Origin of the sequence: Halomonas sp. BDJS001, assembly GCF_026104355.1 — a bacterium.
Taxonomy (GTDB): Bacteria; Pseudomonadota; Gammaproteobacteria; order Pseudomonadales; family Halomonadaceae; genus Vreelandella.
Map to the genome: position 1 here is coordinate 615111 of NZ_CP110535.1, position 16992 is coordinate 632102.

Below are 16992 nucleotides of genomic sequence, written 5' to 3' on the forward strand. Positions count from 1 at the left end.
GAAGTGATGCCGCATTGCTTGGATGACATCTCACTGCCTAGCCGCGACAATAGCGACCTGTTGCTATTGTGATCGATCTTTTTTGTTGCCAGCTTTTACTCGGGAGCGTTATGACGCCACTTAACATCCTCTATCAGGATGAGCATCTAGTTGCAGTGCACAAGCCATCAGGGCTTCTCGTGCACCGCTCGGCGCTGGCCCGTGGCGAAACTGAATTTCTACTCCAGCGTTTGCGTGACCAGCTTGGTAAACGGGTATACCCAGTTCATCGGCTGGATCGTCCTACTTCTGGAGTGATCGTGTTTGCGCTCTCTTCAGCGGTTGCCGGGTTGCTCAGCGAAGCCTTTAGCGAGCGTCACGTAGAAAAGCGCTACTTGGCGGTGGTACGCGGTAAAGCGCCGGAAAGCGAACGATTGGATTACCCGCTGCGGGAAGAAGACGGTACGCGGCCTAAGGCGGAAATGCCCGCTATGCCCGCGATGACCGATATTCGCCGCCTGGATAGCGTCGAGCTGCCGGTGCAGGTCGACCGCTACCCGGTGGCGCGTTACTCACTGGTGGAGGCGCGGCCGCTAACCGGGCGGCGCCACCAGATTCGCCGCCACCTCTCCCGGCGGGGCTATCCGGTTATTGGCGATGCCAAGCACGGTAAAAGTGTCCACAACCGTTTTTTTGCCGAGCAGATGGGGGCGCCGCGCTTACTGCTGGCGGCCACCTATTTGGCCTTTGACCATCCGCTGTTAGACAAGCGCGTGCAGTTGAGCTGTGCTTTGGATGAGACCATGATTGCGCTGTTTAATCAGCTTGGTTGGGCAGGGCATTTGCCGATGGACAGCGTGCGTACCCCGCCCCAGAAAACGCCTTCAGCCCTCCAAGCGCTATAAGTGAGTCTGCTATGTCCTCCACTGTGTCATTGAACCCGTCATCGGCTGCCACTGCCGACTCATCAAGTGACTATGAGTTTCGCTTTGGCGGCATTCGCCGTCTTTATGGCCAGCGTGCAGCCGCGACGTTTCGTCATGCCCACGTGGTGGTGGTGGGCGTCGGCGGGGTAGGCAGTTGGACGGTGGAGGCACTTGCACGCTCGGGCATTGGCAAGCTGACGTTGATTGATCTGGACGACGTCTGCGTCTCCAACGTCAACCGCCAGCTCCACGCCCTGGATGGCACCATTGGTCAGCCCAAGGTGGAAGTGCTTGCCGAACGCTGCCGCTTGATTGCTCCAGAAATCGAGATTGTGGCCGACAGCGCCTTCGTCACACCCACCAACCTGGCCGAGCGGATTCCTGATGACGCTGACCACGTGGTGGATGCCATCGACAGCGTGATTGCCAAAGCCGCGCTGATTGCCTGGTGCAAGCGGCGCAAAATCCCCATTACCGTTACCGGCGCGGCGGGCGGGCAGACCGACCCGACGCGTATTCAAGTCGCTGATTTGACGCGCACCGAGCATGACCCGCTGTTATCCAAGGTGCGCTCCCGGCTGCGTCGGGACTACGGCTTCTCCCGCAACCCCAAGCGGCGCTTCTCGGTGGAGTGCGTCTACTCCGACGAGCAGTTGATCTATCCCGGCGCCGACGGTGAAGTCTGCCTGCAAAAGCCCGGCAGTGGTGATGCCACGCGCTTGGACTGCGCCTCTGGCTTTGGCGCCGCCACATTTCTGACCGGCACCTTTGGCTTCGTCGCCGCCTCAAAAGTGCTGGAACGCTTGGCCAAAAAAGCCAACCAGCCAACTGCTGCAAACGCCACTCAAGAGGAAACCCAATGACCGCGCCCGTTCCCGGTATTTACCGCCACTACAAAGGCAGCCTCTACGAAGTACTCGGCACTGCTCAGCACAGCGAAAGCGAAGAGCCCCTGGTCGTCTACCGCGCCCTCTACGGTGAATACGGCCTCTGGGTGCGCCCGCTCGACATGTTTGTTGAAACGGTGACTAAAGAAGGTCTCACCCAGCCGCGCTTTGCGCTGGAGAAAGCGTTTTAAGTCGGAAGTCCGCTATCAAGGAGTATTCATGCCCCCTATATCACCCCAGCAAACGCTGAAAGACGTATTCGGTTTTGACGACTTTCGTGGCGGCCAGCAGGCGGTGGTGTCCAGGGTGTTGGATGGCCACTCCACGGCGGCGATTTTCGCCACCGGTGCGGGAAAGTCGCTTTGCTACCAGCTCCCAGCGCTGCATCTGCCGCATCTCACCCTGGTGGTGTCACCGCTGCTGGCGCTGATGCAGGATCAGCTCTCTTTTCTAACCCGCCATGGCGTGGCTGCCGCTAGCATTGATTCCACTCAAGACCGCGAAACGACGCGCGATGTCATGGAGCGCGCTAAAAGCGGTGAGCTGAAAATCCTGATGATCTCAGTGGAGCGGCTTAAGAACGAGCGCTTTCGCTACTTTCTGCGCCAGGTTCAGATATCGCTGCTGGTAGTCGATGAAGCCCACTGCCTCTCCGAGTGGGGGCATAACTTCCGCCCTGATTATTTGAAGCTGCCGGATTACCAGCGCGATTTTGCCATTCCCCAGGTGCTGCTGCTTACCGCCACTGCGACACCCACGGTGATTGCCGATATGGGCGAGAAGTTTGCTATCGCGCCAGAGAACGTCATCACCACCGGCTTTTACCGCCCTAATCTCGAACTGCTGGTGGCACCCGCTATGGAGGATCGTCAGCAGCAGTTGATTGAGTGGCTTAAACCCCAGATGCAGCCGGGCAGCGAAGCGCCAACGATTATTTACGTCACCCTGCAACAAACCGCTGAACGTGTGGCGAACGCTCTGACGGCCCAGGGCATCGTCGCCCAGGCGTACCATGCTGGGTTAGATTCCCAGCGGCGGGATGAAATTCAGCGCCAGTTTATGGGTGGTGAATCGCCCTGCATCGTGGCCACCATCGCCTTTGGGATGGGCATCGATAAGGGCGATATTCGCAACGTGGTGCACTATGACCTGCCCAAATCCATCGAGAACTACAGCCAGGAGATTGGTCGGGCGGGGCGTGACGGCCTGTCTTCCACCTGCCTGACCATGGCCGGGCGGGATGGCTTGCGGGTGCTGGAAAACTTCGTTTACGGCGATACACCCGAATACGCGGGCATCTACCGCCTGCTGGAAGAGATCGCTGCGGCAGGCCAATCGGCAGATCGCCAGTGGGAGGTGCTGCTGAATACGCTTTCCCGGGATACCAATATCCGCCCGCTGCCGCTAAAGACGCTGCTGGTGCGGCTGGAGATGCACGGCATTATTGCCCCGCGCTTTGCGTTTCTCGCCGAGTATCGGTTGCGCTATCACATCGAACCAGAGGTTCTGGTGGGGCGCTTTCAAGGTGAACGGGCGGCCTTTGTGCGTTTGCTGGTCGACAATATTCCTATCGCTCGCACCTGGGGAACGGTGGATTTTGATCGCCTACACCAAGCGGGGCTAGCTCAGCAGATCGACGCCTCCCGTGCCCGAGTGATCACTGCCCTTGAGTACTTTCAAGATAAGGGCTGGCTAACTCTGGAAGGCAAGCGGATGACTGACGTTTACGAGGTGTGTCAGCCCGGTTTTGCCATTGAGACGCTGGCGAGCCAACTATATGACGAGTGCTTGCATCGTGAGGGCATCGAAATTGAGCGGCTGCAATCGATGCTGGCGCTATTTGAGTCGGAGAGCTGCCTAACGCGGCGGCTGGCAGAGCACTTTGGCGATAGTACGTTTAATGCCCCCCTTCAGAGTGAGGAGGGGCTATGTGGCCACTGCTCGGTGTGTTACGGCCATCCGGTAAAACTACCGGATGCCGCGCCACAGCCCGCATTAACGGCTGCTGATTTTCAGCGCTATGCCACGCCGCTGATTGAGCGTCACACCGAACAGTTTGGCCAGCCGCCCAGCGCCCAGCGGGTGGCGCACTTTTTGTGCGGTTTAACCATGCCGATTTTCACCTCGCTCAAAGCTCGCACTCTTAACGGTTTCGCGGTTTTTGAGCAGCGCGCCTATCCTGAAGTGCGCCAGTGGGCGGAAATGATGCTTGGAGCACTAGCACCAAACTACTAGCACCGTGGCGCTAAGGAAGCACTGCCGAGCTGAGTTTTAGATGTAACAACTCCGCTGCACTTTTGCCCGCCACGGCACCCAGCACCACGGCACTCAGCAGTCCATTGCCAGAAAGGTAGCCGCTGTCGTTGGAGCCTGAAACACCGCGAGCAGCACCGCCTGCGGCGAATAGGTTAGGCAGCGCCTGGCCTTGGGTATTGAGCACGCGCGCGGAGCGATTTACCTCTAAACCACCCTGGGTATGAAACAGCGCGCCGGTCACACGAATAGCGTAGTAGGGTGGCTTGAGCAGGTTCACCGTCTCAAAACGGCGGCCAAACGCATCCGCCGTTTGCTGTTCGGCATGCTGCTGCATCTCCATGAAAGTAGCCTGCAGTGTGGCGAGTGGCAGGCTCAAGCCAGTCGCCATCTCTTCAAGGCTGGCAAAGCTGCGCACCGCGCCGCTCTCCTGGGCATTGCGGTAATCTTCAAAGGCTTGGGCCGATTCGTGAATGCGGGCGTCATAAAGGTTCCAGGCAATTTGTTCTGGCTGGGCCAAGACCTTGGCCGCCTGTTCCGAGTAACCGCCATGCTCGTTGGAGAAGCGCTCGCCGTTTAGATTGACCTGGATGCCACCTTGCATCATCAGCGCCCAACTAATCAAAATCTGATGGGGCGTCGCCAGCGAGCCGTGGCCCTGGCAGGCGCCCAAGTCTTTAGTGCTGGCGCCCATGGCCTGACCCCACAGCAGCGCATCACCTTGATTGCCTTCATGGCCGTAGTAGAGCGCATGTTTCAGCGTTGGCAGATAACGCTCTACCAGTTTTGAGTTACCACCATAGCCGTTGCAGGCCAAAATCAGCGCGTCGCAGCCAATGCTTTCGCGGCTGCCATCTGGGCGCTCCAGAGTGACACCCTTTACGCGCTGGGTGTTATCCACGTGCAAATCCACTACCCGTGCCTGGGTCAGAATATCAATGCCTGCCGCTTCGGCAGCATTGAGCAACGCGCCCATCAGCTCTTCGCCGGTTCGCCTTGGCGTAGCATGCATGCGCAGGTGGCGGTGACCGGGGTAGAGAAAGCCCTCCACCAGCTCAAAGGGCACGCCGTGCTGATCCGCCAGCCACTCGATGGTTTGGCCTGATTGAGTGGCGAGTAGTTCGACAATAGCGGGGTCTGCCTCAAAACCGTTCTTCTTTTGAATATCTTCCGCCATGGCTTCAGCAGAGTCAGTGACGCCCAAATCATGCTGAAAGCGCGTATTGGCGGCGGGAATAAAGCCCGACGACATCGCCGTGCTGCCCCGGGGAAGCGCGTCGCGCTCTAAAACGGCAAGCTCTACGCCCGCTTCCTGGGCGGCCAATGCCGCGACCAAGCCGCAGGCGCCCGCGCCGATGATCAGCAGCGGAAGGTGGGCGTCGAAGCCTTCGTGTGTATAAGGAAGTACCGCCATTACGCCTGCTCCGTTGCATGGTGGAAGGCATCCATAATCTCGCCCGCCGGAGCCTGCCATACCTCAGGGTGGCCACTGATATGGGCCAGCACTTCTTCCAGGCAGGCTATGCGGTGGGGCTGGCCCACCAGCCAGGGGTGCAGGTTCAGGGCAAACAGGCGGCCACCCTGTTCGCGGGACTCTTCCAGCAGAAAATCGAAGGCGTCTTTTACCTGGGTTACCCAGGAGTCTTCCGAATGCAGGTTCTGGCTCATCACGAACTGATCTTCAATTTCAGTCGCCAAGGGCATCATGGTCAAACTGCCCGTCTTGGTTTCACAGGAATATGGCATATCGTCATTCACCCAGTCGGCGCAGTACTCAATGCCGTTTTCTGCCAGCAGGTCAGGGGTGTTGAAACTCTGGTGCTTGGCCGGGCTTAGCCAGCCGCGAATAGGTTGACCGGTGACGCGGCGCAGAGTGTCCACAGAGCGCTTGACCAGCTCGGCTTCCTCTTCAACCGGCTGGCCGCCGTAGTGCAGGTGATCCATGTTCCAGCCGTGGGCGATAAATTCACCGCCGTGCTCTTTCAAGCGCTGCATCAGATAGGGCGTCTGCTCCGCTAACTGCGCATTGATTGCAAAGGTGGGCGTGATGTTGTGCGCCGCCAGCGCTTTGAGCACGCGATAGATTCCCACCCGGTTGCCGTAATCCCGCAGCGAGAAGTGGCGCAGATCCGGGTAGGGCATGGTCATGCCGTTAGGCACTTTAAACGGCTTGCCGCGTTGGTTAAGTGGGTAGAACTGCAGCGAGATATTGATCCACACCGCCAGGGTTTTGCCCTCGGGCCAGGTGACCGGTGGGCGTTCACTCAGCATCGACCATTCATAGCGCTCATGATCGTAGCCGTGGCGGCGGTAAGGGTAGTCGAGATAGTCGTCATTAAGCGCCATAGCGTTACCCCTGTTTACTGGCGGTGGCGGCCTGGATCGCAATGCTGTCGAGTGCGGCATCGTAATAGTTGGCCAAGTAGTAATCGGCAATCTCACGGCCGGTGGCGACCCAAACATCCGGGTGGCCGGTGATGTACTCCAGCGCCTCTTCAAACGCCTTGATTCGGTGCGGACAGCTCACTTGGTAGTTGTGAGTGGGAATGCACATCACGGTGCCGGACTCCGCGCCTTCTAAATAGAGATGGTCAAAGTGGCGCTTGAGCATGGTGGCGTACTGGCGCGGCTCCACTTTGTTCACCGCGTAGACGATGGTGTCGTTCATCTCCAGCGAGTAGGGCATGGAGATAAACCGCTTACCGGAGCGAACGCTGATCGGCGTCGGCTGGTCGTCGTGGAATAGGTCGCAGGTGTAAAGCCCGCCTTTGTCGCCAAATAGCTCTTCGCCCACTTCGGCAAACAGATCCAGGGTGCGCTCGGAGTGGGAGAGTGCAGGGGCCAGATAGCCCGCGCAGGCCTGACCGGTGTGGCGGTGAATGGTTTCCATGCTGTCGCGGATCATCGCCCGCTCTTGGTCTTCGCTCAGGCCGTAGGTGTAGCGGGTGTTGTAGATGCCGTGGCTGAAAAACTCCCAGTTGCGCTCGCGGCACATTTGGATAATCTCAGGGTGGTGCTCGCAGAGCGCCACCGACAGCGATATTGATCCGCGAATGCCGTACTTCTCCAGCAACGCCATCTGGCGCTGGTGGCCAACCCGGTTGCCGTAATCGCGAATGCTGTAGCCGGGCACCGATGGGTGCGGATGCGGCCAGGGGCTGCGCTGTGGGTTCTGCGGCGGGTCGAGTTCGTAGTACTCGATATTGGGCGCGACCCAAAAGGCCACTCTGGCACCTCCGGGCCACTCGATTTTGGGCCGCTGGTCGTAGGCCCAGTAGTCGTAAACGCCTAATGACTCTTTCATAACCGGCTCCTCTTAAGCTTAGCGGTGGCTTGTGATGTCTCAGGCGTTACCGTTCAGCCACGCGAGTACATCGGCAACCGGCAACACGTCAGCATATTTAAGGTGCAGGTCGGTGAGGTTGGCGTAGTGGTAGCTTTCGTGTTTATCTGCGACGCACTCCATCGGCACGATAGTGCGGTAACCCCGGGAGAGGCTCTCCACGGCGGTGGCGCGAATGCAGCCAGAGGTAGAGCCGCCGGTGATAATCACCGTATCGACCTGGTGCCACACCAGCAGCGACTGTAGTGGCGTTTCAAAAAACGCCGAGGGCATGCGCTTGGTGTAGATCACGTCGCGGCTGCGGTCGATGTCACAGCGCTCGTCGAACTCAGCGCGCTCGGAGCCGTACTTGATGTTTTGCAGCGAATCGGGGGTATCGGAGCGGGTGCCCCAAACGCCTGCATCTTCGGCGGAGTCTAAAAAAGCCACATGGGTCCAGACTACCGGCCACCCTTTCTCCCGAAAACCGCGTGCCAGTTGGTTGGTGTACTCCAACTGCTTGGGGTCGGTTTCGTAAGCGGTTTTAAAGAGATCGGTGCGGGTGTAGGCCTTTTGCGGGTCAACGTTGACCAGCACCGCTTTATTGCCGAAGCCAAAAGGTACCCGCTGGGGGTTGGCCATCACGTCGTTAAAAATCTCTTTCGCCGTTTTATCGGTGGTCTGCATTGTCGTCTCCTGAAATTGCTTATTTATAAGTCATTGGCACGCGTTGAGAAGCGAGCGTTAGCGATTGTCGTACTGCTCGCCAAGCTCCAGCATCGCCTGGGTGCCTAAGTAGTCGTTAAGTTGTTTGAAATCGAGCATCTGGTCGCGGAAGGCATCGGTGGTGCCATCCTGTTTTAGCGTGGCAAAGAAACGGCTGGCCATATGGGTAATCGCTCGTACCAGCGCGCCGGGGAAAATCACCAGTGAGAAACCAAGGTCTTCCAGCGCCTGGGCGTTCTGCAACGGGGTGTCGCCACCTTCGACCATATTGGCCATAATCGGCACCTTGCCTTTGAACTGAGTCATGATCTTGCTGATATCTTCGTCGCTACGGATACCTTCGATAAACAGCATATCCACGCCCGCTTCGTAATAGGCCTGTGCACGCTCAATGGCGCTGTCGGTGCCTTCCACGCCAAGTGCATCGGTGCGACCGATAATCAGCGTGCTGTCGTTTTCCCGTGCGTCCAGTGCGGCATGTAGTTTGCCCACCATTTCGCTTTTGGAGACCAGGGTTTTACCGCGCAGGTGACCGCAGCGCTTCGGATAGGTTTGATCTTCCAACTGAATGGCGTTGGCGCCCGAACGCTCCAGCAAGCGCACGCTGCGCATCACGTTCATGGCGTTGCCAAAGCCGGTATCACAATCCACCACAACAGATAAATTTGTGCGTTCGCGAATATGCGACATTGCCGTACAAATTTCGGTAATGCTGAGCAGGCCAATATCCGGCCGCCCCAGCTGGGTATAGGCCAGGCTGGCACCGGAAAGGTAGACCGTATCGAAGCCCGCCTGCTCGGCAAGTGAAGCGCCAAGGGCGTCAAACACGCCGGGGGCGACGACAATAGAGCTTTTCTGCAACTGCTGTTTAAGCTGGGTGGGCTGTCGTGAGGCCTGCTGAGAAGCAATCTGTTGGCGTGTCATAACAATCTCATTAAGTGTTGGTAAGCGTCAGCGCGGCTTATCGAGAGCCACCTGGTTAGCGATACTTCTGGGTGCTGGTTCTGTAATAATGGCTTTCAAAGGGCAGTAATTGTGTTACTAGTTGGCTGTTGATATGTATTATATGTAATACATTTTTATGTCTATTATTATCCCTGCGTCAAGTATGATATGAATTTTTCGAACAACATCCTGAGGAGAGGCGTGGATGAGTGAGGCACAATCCTCCGCGGTAGGCGGCACTAAATCCCACCGCATCTACCTGCTGCTGAAAGACGCTATTTTGAGTGGACGGCTGCCTGCGGGCAGTAAATTGCCCGGCGAAAATAAACTGGCGGAGCAGCATGGGGTGTCGCGAGTCACCGTTCGGCGTGCCATGGAAGCGCTGCAAGCGACAGGCATGGTAGAGCGTAAAGCCGGCGTGGGCACGGTGGTGCTGGAGCAGCCGTTGGATGCCACGGTGATGACCGCCAGTGTCTCAAATCTGATGCCCAATATGGTCAAGATGAGCCAGGCTTCCCAGGTGCGGTTGCTGGAGTTTGCCTATGTGCTGCCGCCTGAAATGATCCGCGAGCGGCTGGGTATGGCGCAGAGCGTAAAAGTTCAGCGCTCGGTACGGGTGCGCATGGTTGATGACAAGCCGTTTTCTCATTTGGTCACCCATGTGCCTGAATCGATTGCCCTGCACTACAACGAGATGGATTTAGCCAATACACCGCTGTTTGTGCTGCTAGAGCGCAGTGGGGTAAAGGTCGACCACGCTTCCCAATCGATTTCCGCTACTTTGGCTAGCCATGAAGTGGCGGAGGCGCTGGATGTGGCCGTGGGGTCGCCACTGATCTCACTCACCCGCGTGGTGTTTGATGAGCAGGGCCGGGGGGTAGAACATCTGGATGCACTTTACCGTCCGGATCGTTATCGCTTCCAGATTGACCTGGAGCGCAACGGCGACGATAACTCTCGCTACTGGGAGCCCAAAGTGAGCGGAATGCCCACCAGCGGGAAAGATATATAGAGATTTAGCCTATATTTTAATGTATTAAATTTAATACAGATTTAAAATTATAAAAAATACATTTGACCTGTGTTGTGAAACTGCGCTAGTTGTATTGGGTGAGAATGATAAGTCCAACAAAGGCCGAGGCAACGAGCGACGACAATGAGTACCCCAACAACGCTGTTTGACAAAGTTTGGCAGGCCCATGAGGTTCACCGCAGTGAAAGCGGACAGAGCCTGCTGTGGATTGACCGCCATTTTGTCCACGAAGGCTCCTTTCACGCCTTCAATAAACTGGCTGAGCGCGCGTTGCCCGTAGCACGACCCGATTTAACCTTTGGCATTGCTGATCACTACGTACCGACGCTAGCCCGTGATTTGGCTGGCGTTGCCGACCCCAAAGTGCGCTCGATGATTGAGCAGCTCTCTCACAATACCCATCGGCATGGGGTGACGCTGTTTGGTCTTGATGACCCGCGCCAGGGTATCGTGCATGTGCTAGGCCCCGAGCAGGGGCTTACCCAGCCGGGCATGGTGATGGTGTGCGGCGATAGCCACACCGCCACCCACGGCGCCTTTGGCAGCATTGCCTTTGGGATTGGCGCCTCGGAAGTGGCCCACGTGCTGGCCACACAAACCTTGTGGCAGAGCAAGCCCAAGGTGATGCGGATTACCGTGGATGGCCAATTGGCCGAGGGCATCACCGCCAAGGATATCGCGTTGACCTGGATTTCACGCCTGGGCGCCGACGGCGCACGAGGCTACGCCATTGAGTACGCTGGCGAGGCGATTCGTTCGCTCTCCATGGAAGCGCGCTTAACGCTGTGCAATCTCTCGATCGAGGGGGGGGGCGCTGCGGCATGATTGCCCCGGACCAAACCACCTTCGATTACCTGCGCGAGCGCCCCTGGAGCCCGAAAGGGGAGACCTTCGAGCAAGCCTGCGCCTACTGGTCAACCCTCTACAGCGATCCCGATGCCAGCTTTGATCTTGAAGTGACTCTGCATGCGGACGAAATCGCGCCCACGGTGACCTGGGGCGTCTCTCCCGAAGAGGCGCTGCCTATTGATCGCGCCGTACCTGACCCCGCACAGCTTAGCGACTCTGCAAAAGCTCGCCAGACTCGGGATAGTTTGGCCTATATGGGCTTAACGCCGGGGCAAAAGCTCACTGATATCACCATTGACCGGGTTTTTATTGGCTCCTGCACTAACGCTCGCATTGAAGACTTACGCGCCGCTGCCGCCGTGCTGGCCGGTCACAAGAGCCGCGTACCTGGCATGGTCTCACCCGGCTCGACCCTGGTAAAAAACCAGGCCGAAGCCGAGGGGTTAGACCGTATCTTTATCGATGCGGGGCTTGAGTGGCGCCACTCAGGCTGCTCCATGTGCGTAGGCATGAACGGGGATTTGGTCGCCAACGGTGAACGCTGCGCCTCCACCACCAACCGCAACTTTAAGGGCCGCCAAGGACCTGGTGCGCGTACCCACTTGATGTCACCTGCCATGGTGGCGGCGGCAGCGGTCAATGGACGGCTGACGGATGTACGTACGCTTCCAATGGCCGCTGCTTCACCCGGTCAGCCTTCAGGAGCGCGCTAATGCAACCGATTACCGTATTAAACACCCTTGGGGTGGCGCTTGCCGCAGCGAACGTGGATACCGATCAGCTAATTCCTGCACGCTTTATGAAAGAGCCGCGCAGCGTGGGGTACGGTCAGTTTCTGCTTTACGACGTTCGCCACGACGAGCAGGGCATACCCAACCTAGAGTTTACGTTGCATCGCCCCAACGCGGATAAGGCCGAGGTGATGGTCAGTCGGCGTAATTTTGGTGCGGGATCCTCTCGTGAGGCGGCGGTCTATGCGCTGGTCGATTACGGCTTTCGCTGCGTGGTGGCGCCGAGCTTTGGCGATATTTTTGCCTCAAACGCCGTCAATAATGGCTTACTGCCTGCTGTCGTTGAAGAGGATGACGCCGAACGCCTGCTGGCAGCCCTTGGTGATGCACCGGCCGCAATTTACGTTGATTTGGAGAAGCAGGTTATTCGTGTCGCCGAAGTGGAAGTCAGTTTTTCCATTAACCCCGTATGGCGTACCAAACTGCTCAACGGCTGGGATGATATCGATATGACTCGCCAGCATGCTGGCACCATTACCGAGTTCGCAGCCCACTACGCAGCGCAGTTCCCCTGGACGGCGGCGCAGCCGCCAGAAAGCGCCATTATAAGTAAAGAGTAGTGGCAGTAACGCTATACCAAGAGTGAATGTCCATAAAAACAGCACGCACGCTTACAGCAGACGTTTATAAAAACGGCTTATAAGAAAGACACAGAAACAATAAACGCTATAACGCAGACTACCTCGTGCAGGAGACTAACGAATGAAAAAAGTAACGCTTACCCTGGGCATGCTCACCGCCCTGGCTTCCGCCCAGGCGCTGGCGCTTGATGAAATCACCGCCGTGCATGCGTTTCCCCCCTCGCTGATCTATACCCAGAGCTTTCTCGAGTTCGTCGATAAGGTTAACGAACGCGGTGAAGGCGTGGTGAAGATCAATGTGCGTGGCGGCCCTGAAGTCATCGGTCTCTCCGAACAGCCCGACGCAGTGCGCAACGGGGTGGTCGATATGGCCTACACTGCGGCAAGTTTCTACGCCGGTACCGTGCCTGAGCGCGATGCCATGGTGGCCTCCAATACCAATGCTATTTTCGCCCGTGAAAATGGCGGCATCGACCTGCTTAATGAAATTCATCAGGAGAAGATGGGCACCTACTACTTGGGCTGGTTCGACAGCGGGGTCAGCTACAACTTCTACACCATTGATGAGCCCACTATTGATGGCGAAGGTAATCTAAACGTTTCAGGCCTACGCTTACGCAGTAACCCGGTATATGACGCCTTCTTCCAGGAGTACCTGGGCGCGCAGCCCATCAGCCTGCCGACCACCGATGTTTACGCGGCCCTGGAGCGGGGCGTGGTGAACGCGACCGGCTGGACGCAAATTGGCCTGAAAGACCTCAATTGGGATCGTTTTCTTAACTATCGGGTTGACCCTGCCTTCTTCTCTACCGATATGGGGGTGATCGTTAACCTGGATAAGTGGAACCAGCTCAGCGAAGAGTCGCAGCAAATTCTTCAGGAGGTCGCTATTGAGCATGAGCGCGACAGCGCCGAACAACTGGCTGAATTAGCCAAGGAGCAGCAGGCTCAGCTTGAGGCCGAGGGCATGCAGGTCATCACTCTGGAAGGCGAAGCAGCGCAGCGTTTCGCAGACGCTGCCCGGGATGCTACCTGGGAGCGTATGCGCGGCCAGATGGAGCGCCATCCTATGGGGCTTGAACATTACGATACGCTGATCGAAAAATTCAACGATTTATAGAAACGTAGGGGCGCCGAGCGATCAAGCGCCCTATTTGTGTGGCTATTTTCTAGGGTTTCTTATGCGCTACGCACAACGCGGCTATCTGCTGCTGCTCAACGGCATGGCCCTGCTGGCCGCCATCATGCTGGTTTGGCTGATGGTGGCCGTGGTGCTTTCGGTGGTGATTCGTAACTTGGGTCTTCAGCCCTCAGCATGGTTTTTCCTCTCCACCGAATACGCCATGTTCTACCTCACTCTGCTCGGAGCTCCCTGGCTGGTGCGCCAAAAAGGGCATGTGCACATTGAACTGCTGACCTCGGTGTTGCCACCAGCCACGCTGAATATCCTAAGCCGTGGGGTGTCACTGCTCTGTGTCATGGTGTGCGGCGTGCTGGCGTGGAAGGGGCTTGATCTGGTGCTGCTCAATATTGAGCGCACTGACTATGACGTGCGGGCTTTCTTTGTGCCGAAATGGATACTCACCATTGTCTTCCCTATCAGCTTTACCCTGATGGCGATCGAGTTTGGCCGCTTTGTGGTGGGCCATGAAATTCTTCACAGCGGCGAAGCGGGGATTAAAGAATAATGGAATGGTACTTTGCGCTCGCTTTCCTACTCTCGCTGATTCTCCTTTTCATGGCGATTGGTACGCCCATTGCCTTGGCATTTTTGGCCGCCAATGTGATTGGTGCCTGGCACTTTATGGGCGGCCAAACCGGCATCTTGCAGATGCTCAACAACGGGTTTGGCGCACTATCGAGCTTTAATCTGGTGCCTATCCCGCTGTTTTTGCTGATGGGTGAACTGTTTTTCCGTACTGGCTTAGGCATGAAAATGTTCAATGCCGTCGACCAGTTGATGGGCAAGCTGCCGGGGCGCTTATCGTATGTGACGGTGGTCGGTGGCACGGCGTTTTCTACCTTAAGCGGCTCCTCCATGGGCTCTACGGCGCTGATGGGATCGCTGCTGGTGCCGGAAATGGAGCGGCGCGGCTATAAGAAGAAAATGGCGATTGGCCCCATTCTGGGCACCGGCGGTTTGGCAATCATTATTCCACCTTCTGCGTTGGCGGTGCTGTTAGCTACTTTGGCGAAAGTGGATATTGGTGCGCTACTTATCGCCGGTATTCTGCCGGGGCTAACGCTGGCGGGGTTCTATATCGCCACTATCTTTATCCAGACCAAGTTGGATCCGGAGGCCGCGCCAGTCTATGAGTTAGAGCCGGTGCCGCTTAGCGCCAAGCTCAAGTTGATAGTGACCGATATTCTGCCCATGCTCAGCGTAATGGTGATCATTGTCGCGATGATGCTGATGGGGTTTGCTACGCCTTCAGAAGCCGCCGCCTTTGGGGCTTTGGGCGTGATTATCCTGGCGTTTATTTTCCGCTGCATGACCTGGGAGGCGTTTAAGCTGTCGGTCACCGGGGCACTGAAAGTCACGCTGATGGCTTACTTAATCGTGTTTGGCTCGGCAACCTTTAGCCAGTTGCTCGGCTTCTCAGGTGCTTCAGGTGGTTTGATCGGCTGGGCAACCAGTTTTGATCTGTCGCCGATTCTGATGCTCCTGGCAATGTTTGCGGTGCTACTGGTACTGGGCACCTTTATGGAGCAGATCTCCATCATGATGCTCACCGTGCCGATCTTCTTCCCACTTGCCCAGGCGCTTGGATTTGACCTGGTGTGGTTCGGTATCGTTGTTCTGCTGGCGCTTGAAATCAGCTTCTCAACGCCACCGTTAGGACTACTGCTTTTTGTGATGAAAGGTGTTGCGCCCGCGGGTACGACCATGAGCGAAATATACTCGGCGGCGATTCCCTATATCCTCTGTTCGATGCTGCTGGTGGCGGTGCTGATCGTGTTTCCGGGCCTCGCGACTTGGTTGCCCAGTATGCTGCAGTAAGACGCTTAGCTTTAAAAAATAGGTGGCAAAAAAAGAGAGGCTGCAGCCTCTCTTTTTGTTCTTAAGCTAACTGCTAGCACCTACTCCCAGGCCGGGAAAGGGTCGGGCAGTCCCTTCCATACTTCCACGCCTTCCAGTAGCTCCGCCTCGCTCAGCAGACAGGCATCCAGTGCTTCACGCATCTTGGCTTGATCCAGGTTCTGGCCGATAAACACCAGCTCCTGGCGCATATCTCCGAACGGCTCCTGCCACTTCTCCATAATAAACTGACGCGTTTCGGGGTCGGTAGGCCAACGCTCTTCAGGAATTGCCTTCCAGAATACCCCGGCTGGGCCGTGGTGGGCGATGCCGCCTGCCTGGCTCCACTGACCGGCGGCTTGGGGGCGAGTGGCGAGCCAGAAGAAGCCTTTCGAGCGCAGCAGGCCCTTACCAAACCACTCCTGATTGAGCAGGTCATGAAATTTCTGCGGATGGAAGGGGCGACGGGCATGATAAGCAAAGCTGCCAATGCCGTACTCCTCGGTTTCGGGAACGTGTTCGCCGCGCATCTCTTTTAGCCAGCCTGGGGCTAGTTGGGCGCGCTCAAAGTTGAACTTGCCGGTATCCAGAACTTTATCCAGTGGCACGCCGCCCTGGGTGATCGGCACCAGCTCAGCGTCGGGGTTCAGCGAGTATAGGATAGCCTTTAGCGCTGCTAACTCTTTCTCACTGATCAGGTCAGTCTTGCTGATCAACAGCACATCGCAAAACTCGATTTGATCGACCAGCAGGTCGGCGACATTGCGCTCGTCGTCTTCGCCTAAGCTTTCGCCCGCTTCAGCGAGGCTTTGCGCTTCGCGGTACTGTTCAAGAAAGTTGGCGCCATCCACTACGGTCACTAGCGTATCCAGCCGGGCGACGTGGGAGAGGCTCTGGCCGCTTTCATCTTCAAAGGTGAAGGTTTCCGCCACGGGCAGCGGCTCGGAAATCCCGGTGGACTCAATGACCAGGTAATCGAACTTGCCTTCCCGGGCCAACTGGCTGACCTCAATCAGCAGGTCTTCGCGCAGGGTGCAGCAGATACAGCCGTTACTCATCTCTACCAAGCGCTCTTCAGAGCGGTTCAGAGCAACATCGCCATCCAGCGCCGACTCACCAGGGCCACCCCGCACCAGTGCACCGTCGATGTTCACCTCGCTCATATCGTTAACGATGACCGCCACCCGGCGGCCTTCACGGTTGGCGAGAATATGATTGAGGACGGTGGTTTTACCAGCACCCAAAAAACCCGAGAGCACCGTCACGGGCAAGGGAGTAAATGCGGTCATTGCTAGGTCACCTCTAAACGGGTTTATGTTATGTGATAATATAACACTATAAGTGCTTCGAGGAAGACCTGTTTCAGAGGAGGTCTGGTCAGTTTCGTATCTGCTATTGGATCTCAGCGCTTATATTGCGTCGGGCAATATCCACGTAGCACATCCGGCGAGCGCAGGGCTTGGTGTTTGGTCGTACGGCCGGTGACACGTTTGCGCCATAGGCGAAACGAGGCGGGTTTGAGCTGATGACGCATCACCTCGATGACATCCGGCTCGCCAAGGCCAAACAGTGTTTCGATGGCTTCAAATGGCGTGCGGTCTTCCCAGGCCATTTCAATGATGCGCGACTGCTCGTCATCGGGTAAGCGGCGAAAGCGCTTAACGGGGGCTTTGGGCATCGT

At 57.1% G+C, this 16992-nt stretch carries 16 protein-coding genes and 1 pseudogene; 10 read left to right on the forward strand and 7 right to left on the reverse strand.

Annotated features, from left to right (window positions below):
- Nucleotides 1-110 precede the first annotated feature (110 nt).
- From OM794_RS03005 to OM794_RS03020, 4 genes are read left to right on the forward strand one after another with little or no spacing between them, the layout of a single operon-like run.
- Entirely contained in the window at nucleotides 111-884 is a 774-nt protein-coding gene (locus OM794_RS03005; protein ID WP_226250157.1) for a pseudouridine synthase, read from the forward strand.
- Nucleotides 885-895: 11 nt separating this feature from the next.
- Nucleotides 896-1768, forward strand: coding sequence for a tRNA cyclic N6-threonylcarbamoyladenosine(37) synthase TcdA (tcdA, locus tag OM794_RS03010; protein WP_226250158.1), 873 nt, complete (start codon nucleotides 896-898; stop codon nucleotides 1766-1768).
- The gene (locus tag OM794_RS03015; protein WP_226250159.1) at nucleotides 1765-1983 is read left to right on the forward strand and encodes a DUF1653 domain-containing protein; all 219 of its coding nucleotides are present in this window, start codon (nucleotides 1765-1767) and stop codon (nucleotides 1981-1983) included. The genes tcdA and OM794_RS03015 overlap by 4 nt, the downstream gene beginning before the upstream one ends.
- 28 nt (nucleotides 1984-2011) lie before the next feature.
- On the forward strand, nucleotides 2012-4027 hold the full coding sequence (locus OM794_RS03020; RefSeq protein WP_226250160.1) for a RecQ family ATP-dependent DNA helicase: 2016 nt from the start codon (nucleotides 2012-2014) through the stop codon (nucleotides 4025-4027).
- A 10-nt stretch (nucleotides 4028-4037) separates the two neighbouring features.
- Here OM794_RS03020 and OM794_RS03025 read toward each other — a convergent pair whose 3' ends face one another.
- From OM794_RS03025 to OM794_RS03045, 5 genes are read right to left on the reverse strand one after another with little or no spacing between them, the layout of a single operon-like run.
- Nucleotides 4038-5459, reverse strand: coding sequence for an FAD-dependent oxidoreductase (locus tag OM794_RS03025; RefSeq protein WP_226250161.1), 1422 nt, complete (start codon nucleotides 5457-5459; stop codon nucleotides 4038-4040).
- Nucleotides 5459-6391: a polysaccharide deacetylase family protein gene (locus OM794_RS03030; protein ID WP_226250162.1), complete on the reverse strand. Its 933-nt coding sequence runs from the start codon at nucleotides 6389-6391 to the stop codon at nucleotides 5459-5461. The genes OM794_RS03025 and OM794_RS03030 overlap by 1 nt, the downstream gene beginning before the upstream one ends.
- 4 nt (nucleotides 6392-6395) lie before the next feature.
- Nucleotides 6396-7349: a polysaccharide deacetylase family protein gene (locus OM794_RS03035; RefSeq protein ID WP_226250163.1), complete on the reverse strand. Its 954-nt coding sequence runs from the start codon at nucleotides 7347-7349 to the stop codon at nucleotides 6396-6398.
- A 39-nt stretch (nucleotides 7350-7388) separates the two neighbouring features.
- Complete coding sequence (locus OM794_RS03040; RefSeq protein WP_226250164.1) at nucleotides 7389-8054, reverse strand: isochorismatase family protein; 666 nt, start codon at nucleotides 8052-8054, stop codon at nucleotides 7389-7391.
- Between the two features lie 57 nt (nucleotides 8055-8111).
- The gene (locus OM794_RS03045; protein ID WP_226250165.1) at nucleotides 8112-9017 is read right to left on the reverse strand and encodes an isocitrate lyase/PEP mutase family protein; all 906 of its coding nucleotides are present in this window, start codon (nucleotides 9015-9017) and stop codon (nucleotides 8112-8114) included.
- 226 nt (nucleotides 9018-9243) lie between these two features.
- Here OM794_RS03045 and OM794_RS03050 point away from each other — a divergent pair, with 226 nt between their 5' ends.
- The 6 genes and pseudogenes from OM794_RS03050 (at nucleotide 9244) to OM794_RS03075 (ending at nucleotide 15293) form a co-directional block, all read left to right on the forward strand.
- Nucleotides 9244-10050 carry a GntR family transcriptional regulator gene (locus OM794_RS03050; protein WP_226250166.1) on the forward strand — a complete coding sequence of 269 codons (807 nt, stop codon included), beginning with the start codon at nucleotides 9244-9246 and terminating at the stop codon, nucleotides 10048-10050.
- Between the two features lie 144 nt (nucleotides 10051-10194).
- Nucleotides 10195-11633, forward strand: a pseudogene (gene leuC, locus OM794_RS03055) (3-isopropylmalate dehydratase large subunit).
- Nucleotides 11633-12271: a 3-isopropylmalate dehydratase small subunit gene (leuD, locus tag OM794_RS03060; RefSeq protein ID WP_226250168.1), complete on the forward strand. Its 639-nt coding sequence runs from the start codon at nucleotides 11633-11635 to the stop codon at nucleotides 12269-12271. The pseudogene leuC and the gene leuD overlap by 1 nt, the downstream one beginning before the upstream one ends.
- Before the next feature lie 142 nt (nucleotides 12272-12413).
- A complete protein-coding gene (dctP, locus tag OM794_RS03065; RefSeq protein ID WP_226250169.1) occupies nucleotides 12414-13412 on the forward strand; it encodes a TRAP transporter substrate-binding protein DctP in 999 nt (332 codons plus the stop codon).
- Nucleotides 13413-13473: 61 nt separating this feature from the next.
- On the forward strand, nucleotides 13474-13980 hold the full coding sequence (locus tag OM794_RS03070; protein ID WP_226250170.1) for a TRAP transporter small permease: 507 nt from the start codon (nucleotides 13474-13476) through the stop codon (nucleotides 13978-13980).
- Nucleotides 13980-15293: a TRAP transporter large permease gene (locus OM794_RS03075; protein WP_226250171.1), complete on the forward strand. Its 1314-nt coding sequence runs from the start codon at nucleotides 13980-13982 to the stop codon at nucleotides 15291-15293. Before OM794_RS03070 ends, OM794_RS03075 begins: the two co-directional genes overlap by 1 nt.
- A gap of 80 nt (nucleotides 15294-15373) precedes the next feature.
- On the opposite strand, the gene zigA is transcribed toward OM794_RS03075, so the two are convergent.
- Nucleotides 15374-16600 (reverse strand): zinc metallochaperone GTPase ZigA, encoded by a 1227-nt coding sequence (zigA, locus tag OM794_RS03080; RefSeq protein WP_226250172.1) that lies wholly within the window; start codon nucleotides 16598-16600, stop codon nucleotides 15374-15376.
- Nucleotides 16601-16713: 113 nt separating this feature from the next.
- Nucleotides 16714-16989 carry a TIGR03643 family protein gene (locus OM794_RS03085; protein WP_088698365.1) on the reverse strand — a complete coding sequence of 92 codons (276 nt, stop codon included), beginning with the start codon at nucleotides 16987-16989 and terminating at the stop codon, nucleotides 16714-16716.
- Between the last annotated feature and the right edge of the window lie 3 nt (nucleotides 16990-16992).

What these genes read in the sequence shown, in the direction of transcription:
- OM794_RS03020 (WP_226250160.1), top strand. Translation starts at nt 2,012, where the DNA reads ATGCCCCCTATATCACCCCAGCAAACGCTGAAAGACGTATTCGGTTTT.
- OM794_RS03040 (WP_226250164.1), bottom strand. Translation starts at nt 8,054, where the DNA reads ATGCAGACCACCGATAAAACGGCGAAAGAGATTTTTAACGACGTGATG.
- OM794_RS03025 (WP_226250161.1), bottom strand. Translation starts at nt 5,459, where the DNA reads ATGGCGGTACTTCCTTATACACACGAAGGCTTCGACGCCCACCTTCCG.
- zigA (WP_226250172.1), bottom strand. Translation starts at nt 16,600, where the DNA reads ATGACCGCATTTACTCCCTTGCCCGTGACGGTGCTCTCGGGTTTTTTG.
- OM794_RS03050 (WP_226250166.1), top strand. Translation starts at nt 9,244, where the DNA reads ATGAGTGAGGCACAATCCTCCGCGGTAGGCGGCACTAAATCCCACCGC.
- OM794_RS03005 (WP_226250157.1), top strand. Translation starts at nt 111, where the DNA reads ATGACGCCACTTAACATCCTCTATCAGGATGAGCATCTAGTTGCAGTG.
- OM794_RS03085 (WP_088698365.1), bottom strand. Translation starts at nt 16,989, where the DNA reads ATGCCCAAAGCCCCCGTTAAGCGCTTTCGCCGCTTACCCGATGACGAG.
- dctP (WP_226250169.1), top strand. Translation starts at nt 12,414, where the DNA reads ATGAAAAAAGTAACGCTTACCCTGGGCATGCTCACCGCCCTGGCTTCC.
- OM794_RS03045 (WP_226250165.1), bottom strand. Translation starts at nt 9,017, where the DNA reads ATGACACGCCAACAGATTGCTTCTCAGCAGGCCTCACGACAGCCCACC.
- OM794_RS03015 (WP_226250159.1), top strand. Translation starts at nt 1,765, where the DNA reads ATGACCGCGCCCGTTCCCGGTATTTACCGCCACTACAAAGGCAGCCTC.
- OM794_RS03070 (WP_226250170.1), top strand. Translation starts at nt 13,474, where the DNA reads ATGCGCTACGCACAACGCGGCTATCTGCTGCTGCTCAACGGCATGGCC.
- leuD (WP_226250168.1), top strand. Translation starts at nt 11,633, where the DNA reads ATGCAACCGATTACCGTATTAAACACCCTTGGGGTGGCGCTTGCCGCA.
- OM794_RS03075 (WP_226250171.1), top strand. Translation starts at nt 13,980, where the DNA reads ATGGAATGGTACTTTGCGCTCGCTTTCCTACTCTCGCTGATTCTCCTT.
- OM794_RS03030 (WP_226250162.1), bottom strand. Translation starts at nt 6,391, where the DNA reads ATGGCGCTTAATGACGACTATCTCGACTACCCTTACCGCCGCCACGGC.
- tcdA (WP_226250158.1), top strand. Translation starts at nt 896, where the DNA reads ATGTCCTCCACTGTGTCATTGAACCCGTCATCGGCTGCCACTGCCGAC.
- OM794_RS03035 (WP_226250163.1), bottom strand. Translation starts at nt 7,349, where the DNA reads ATGAAAGAGTCATTAGGCGTTTACGACTACTGGGCCTACGACCAGCGG.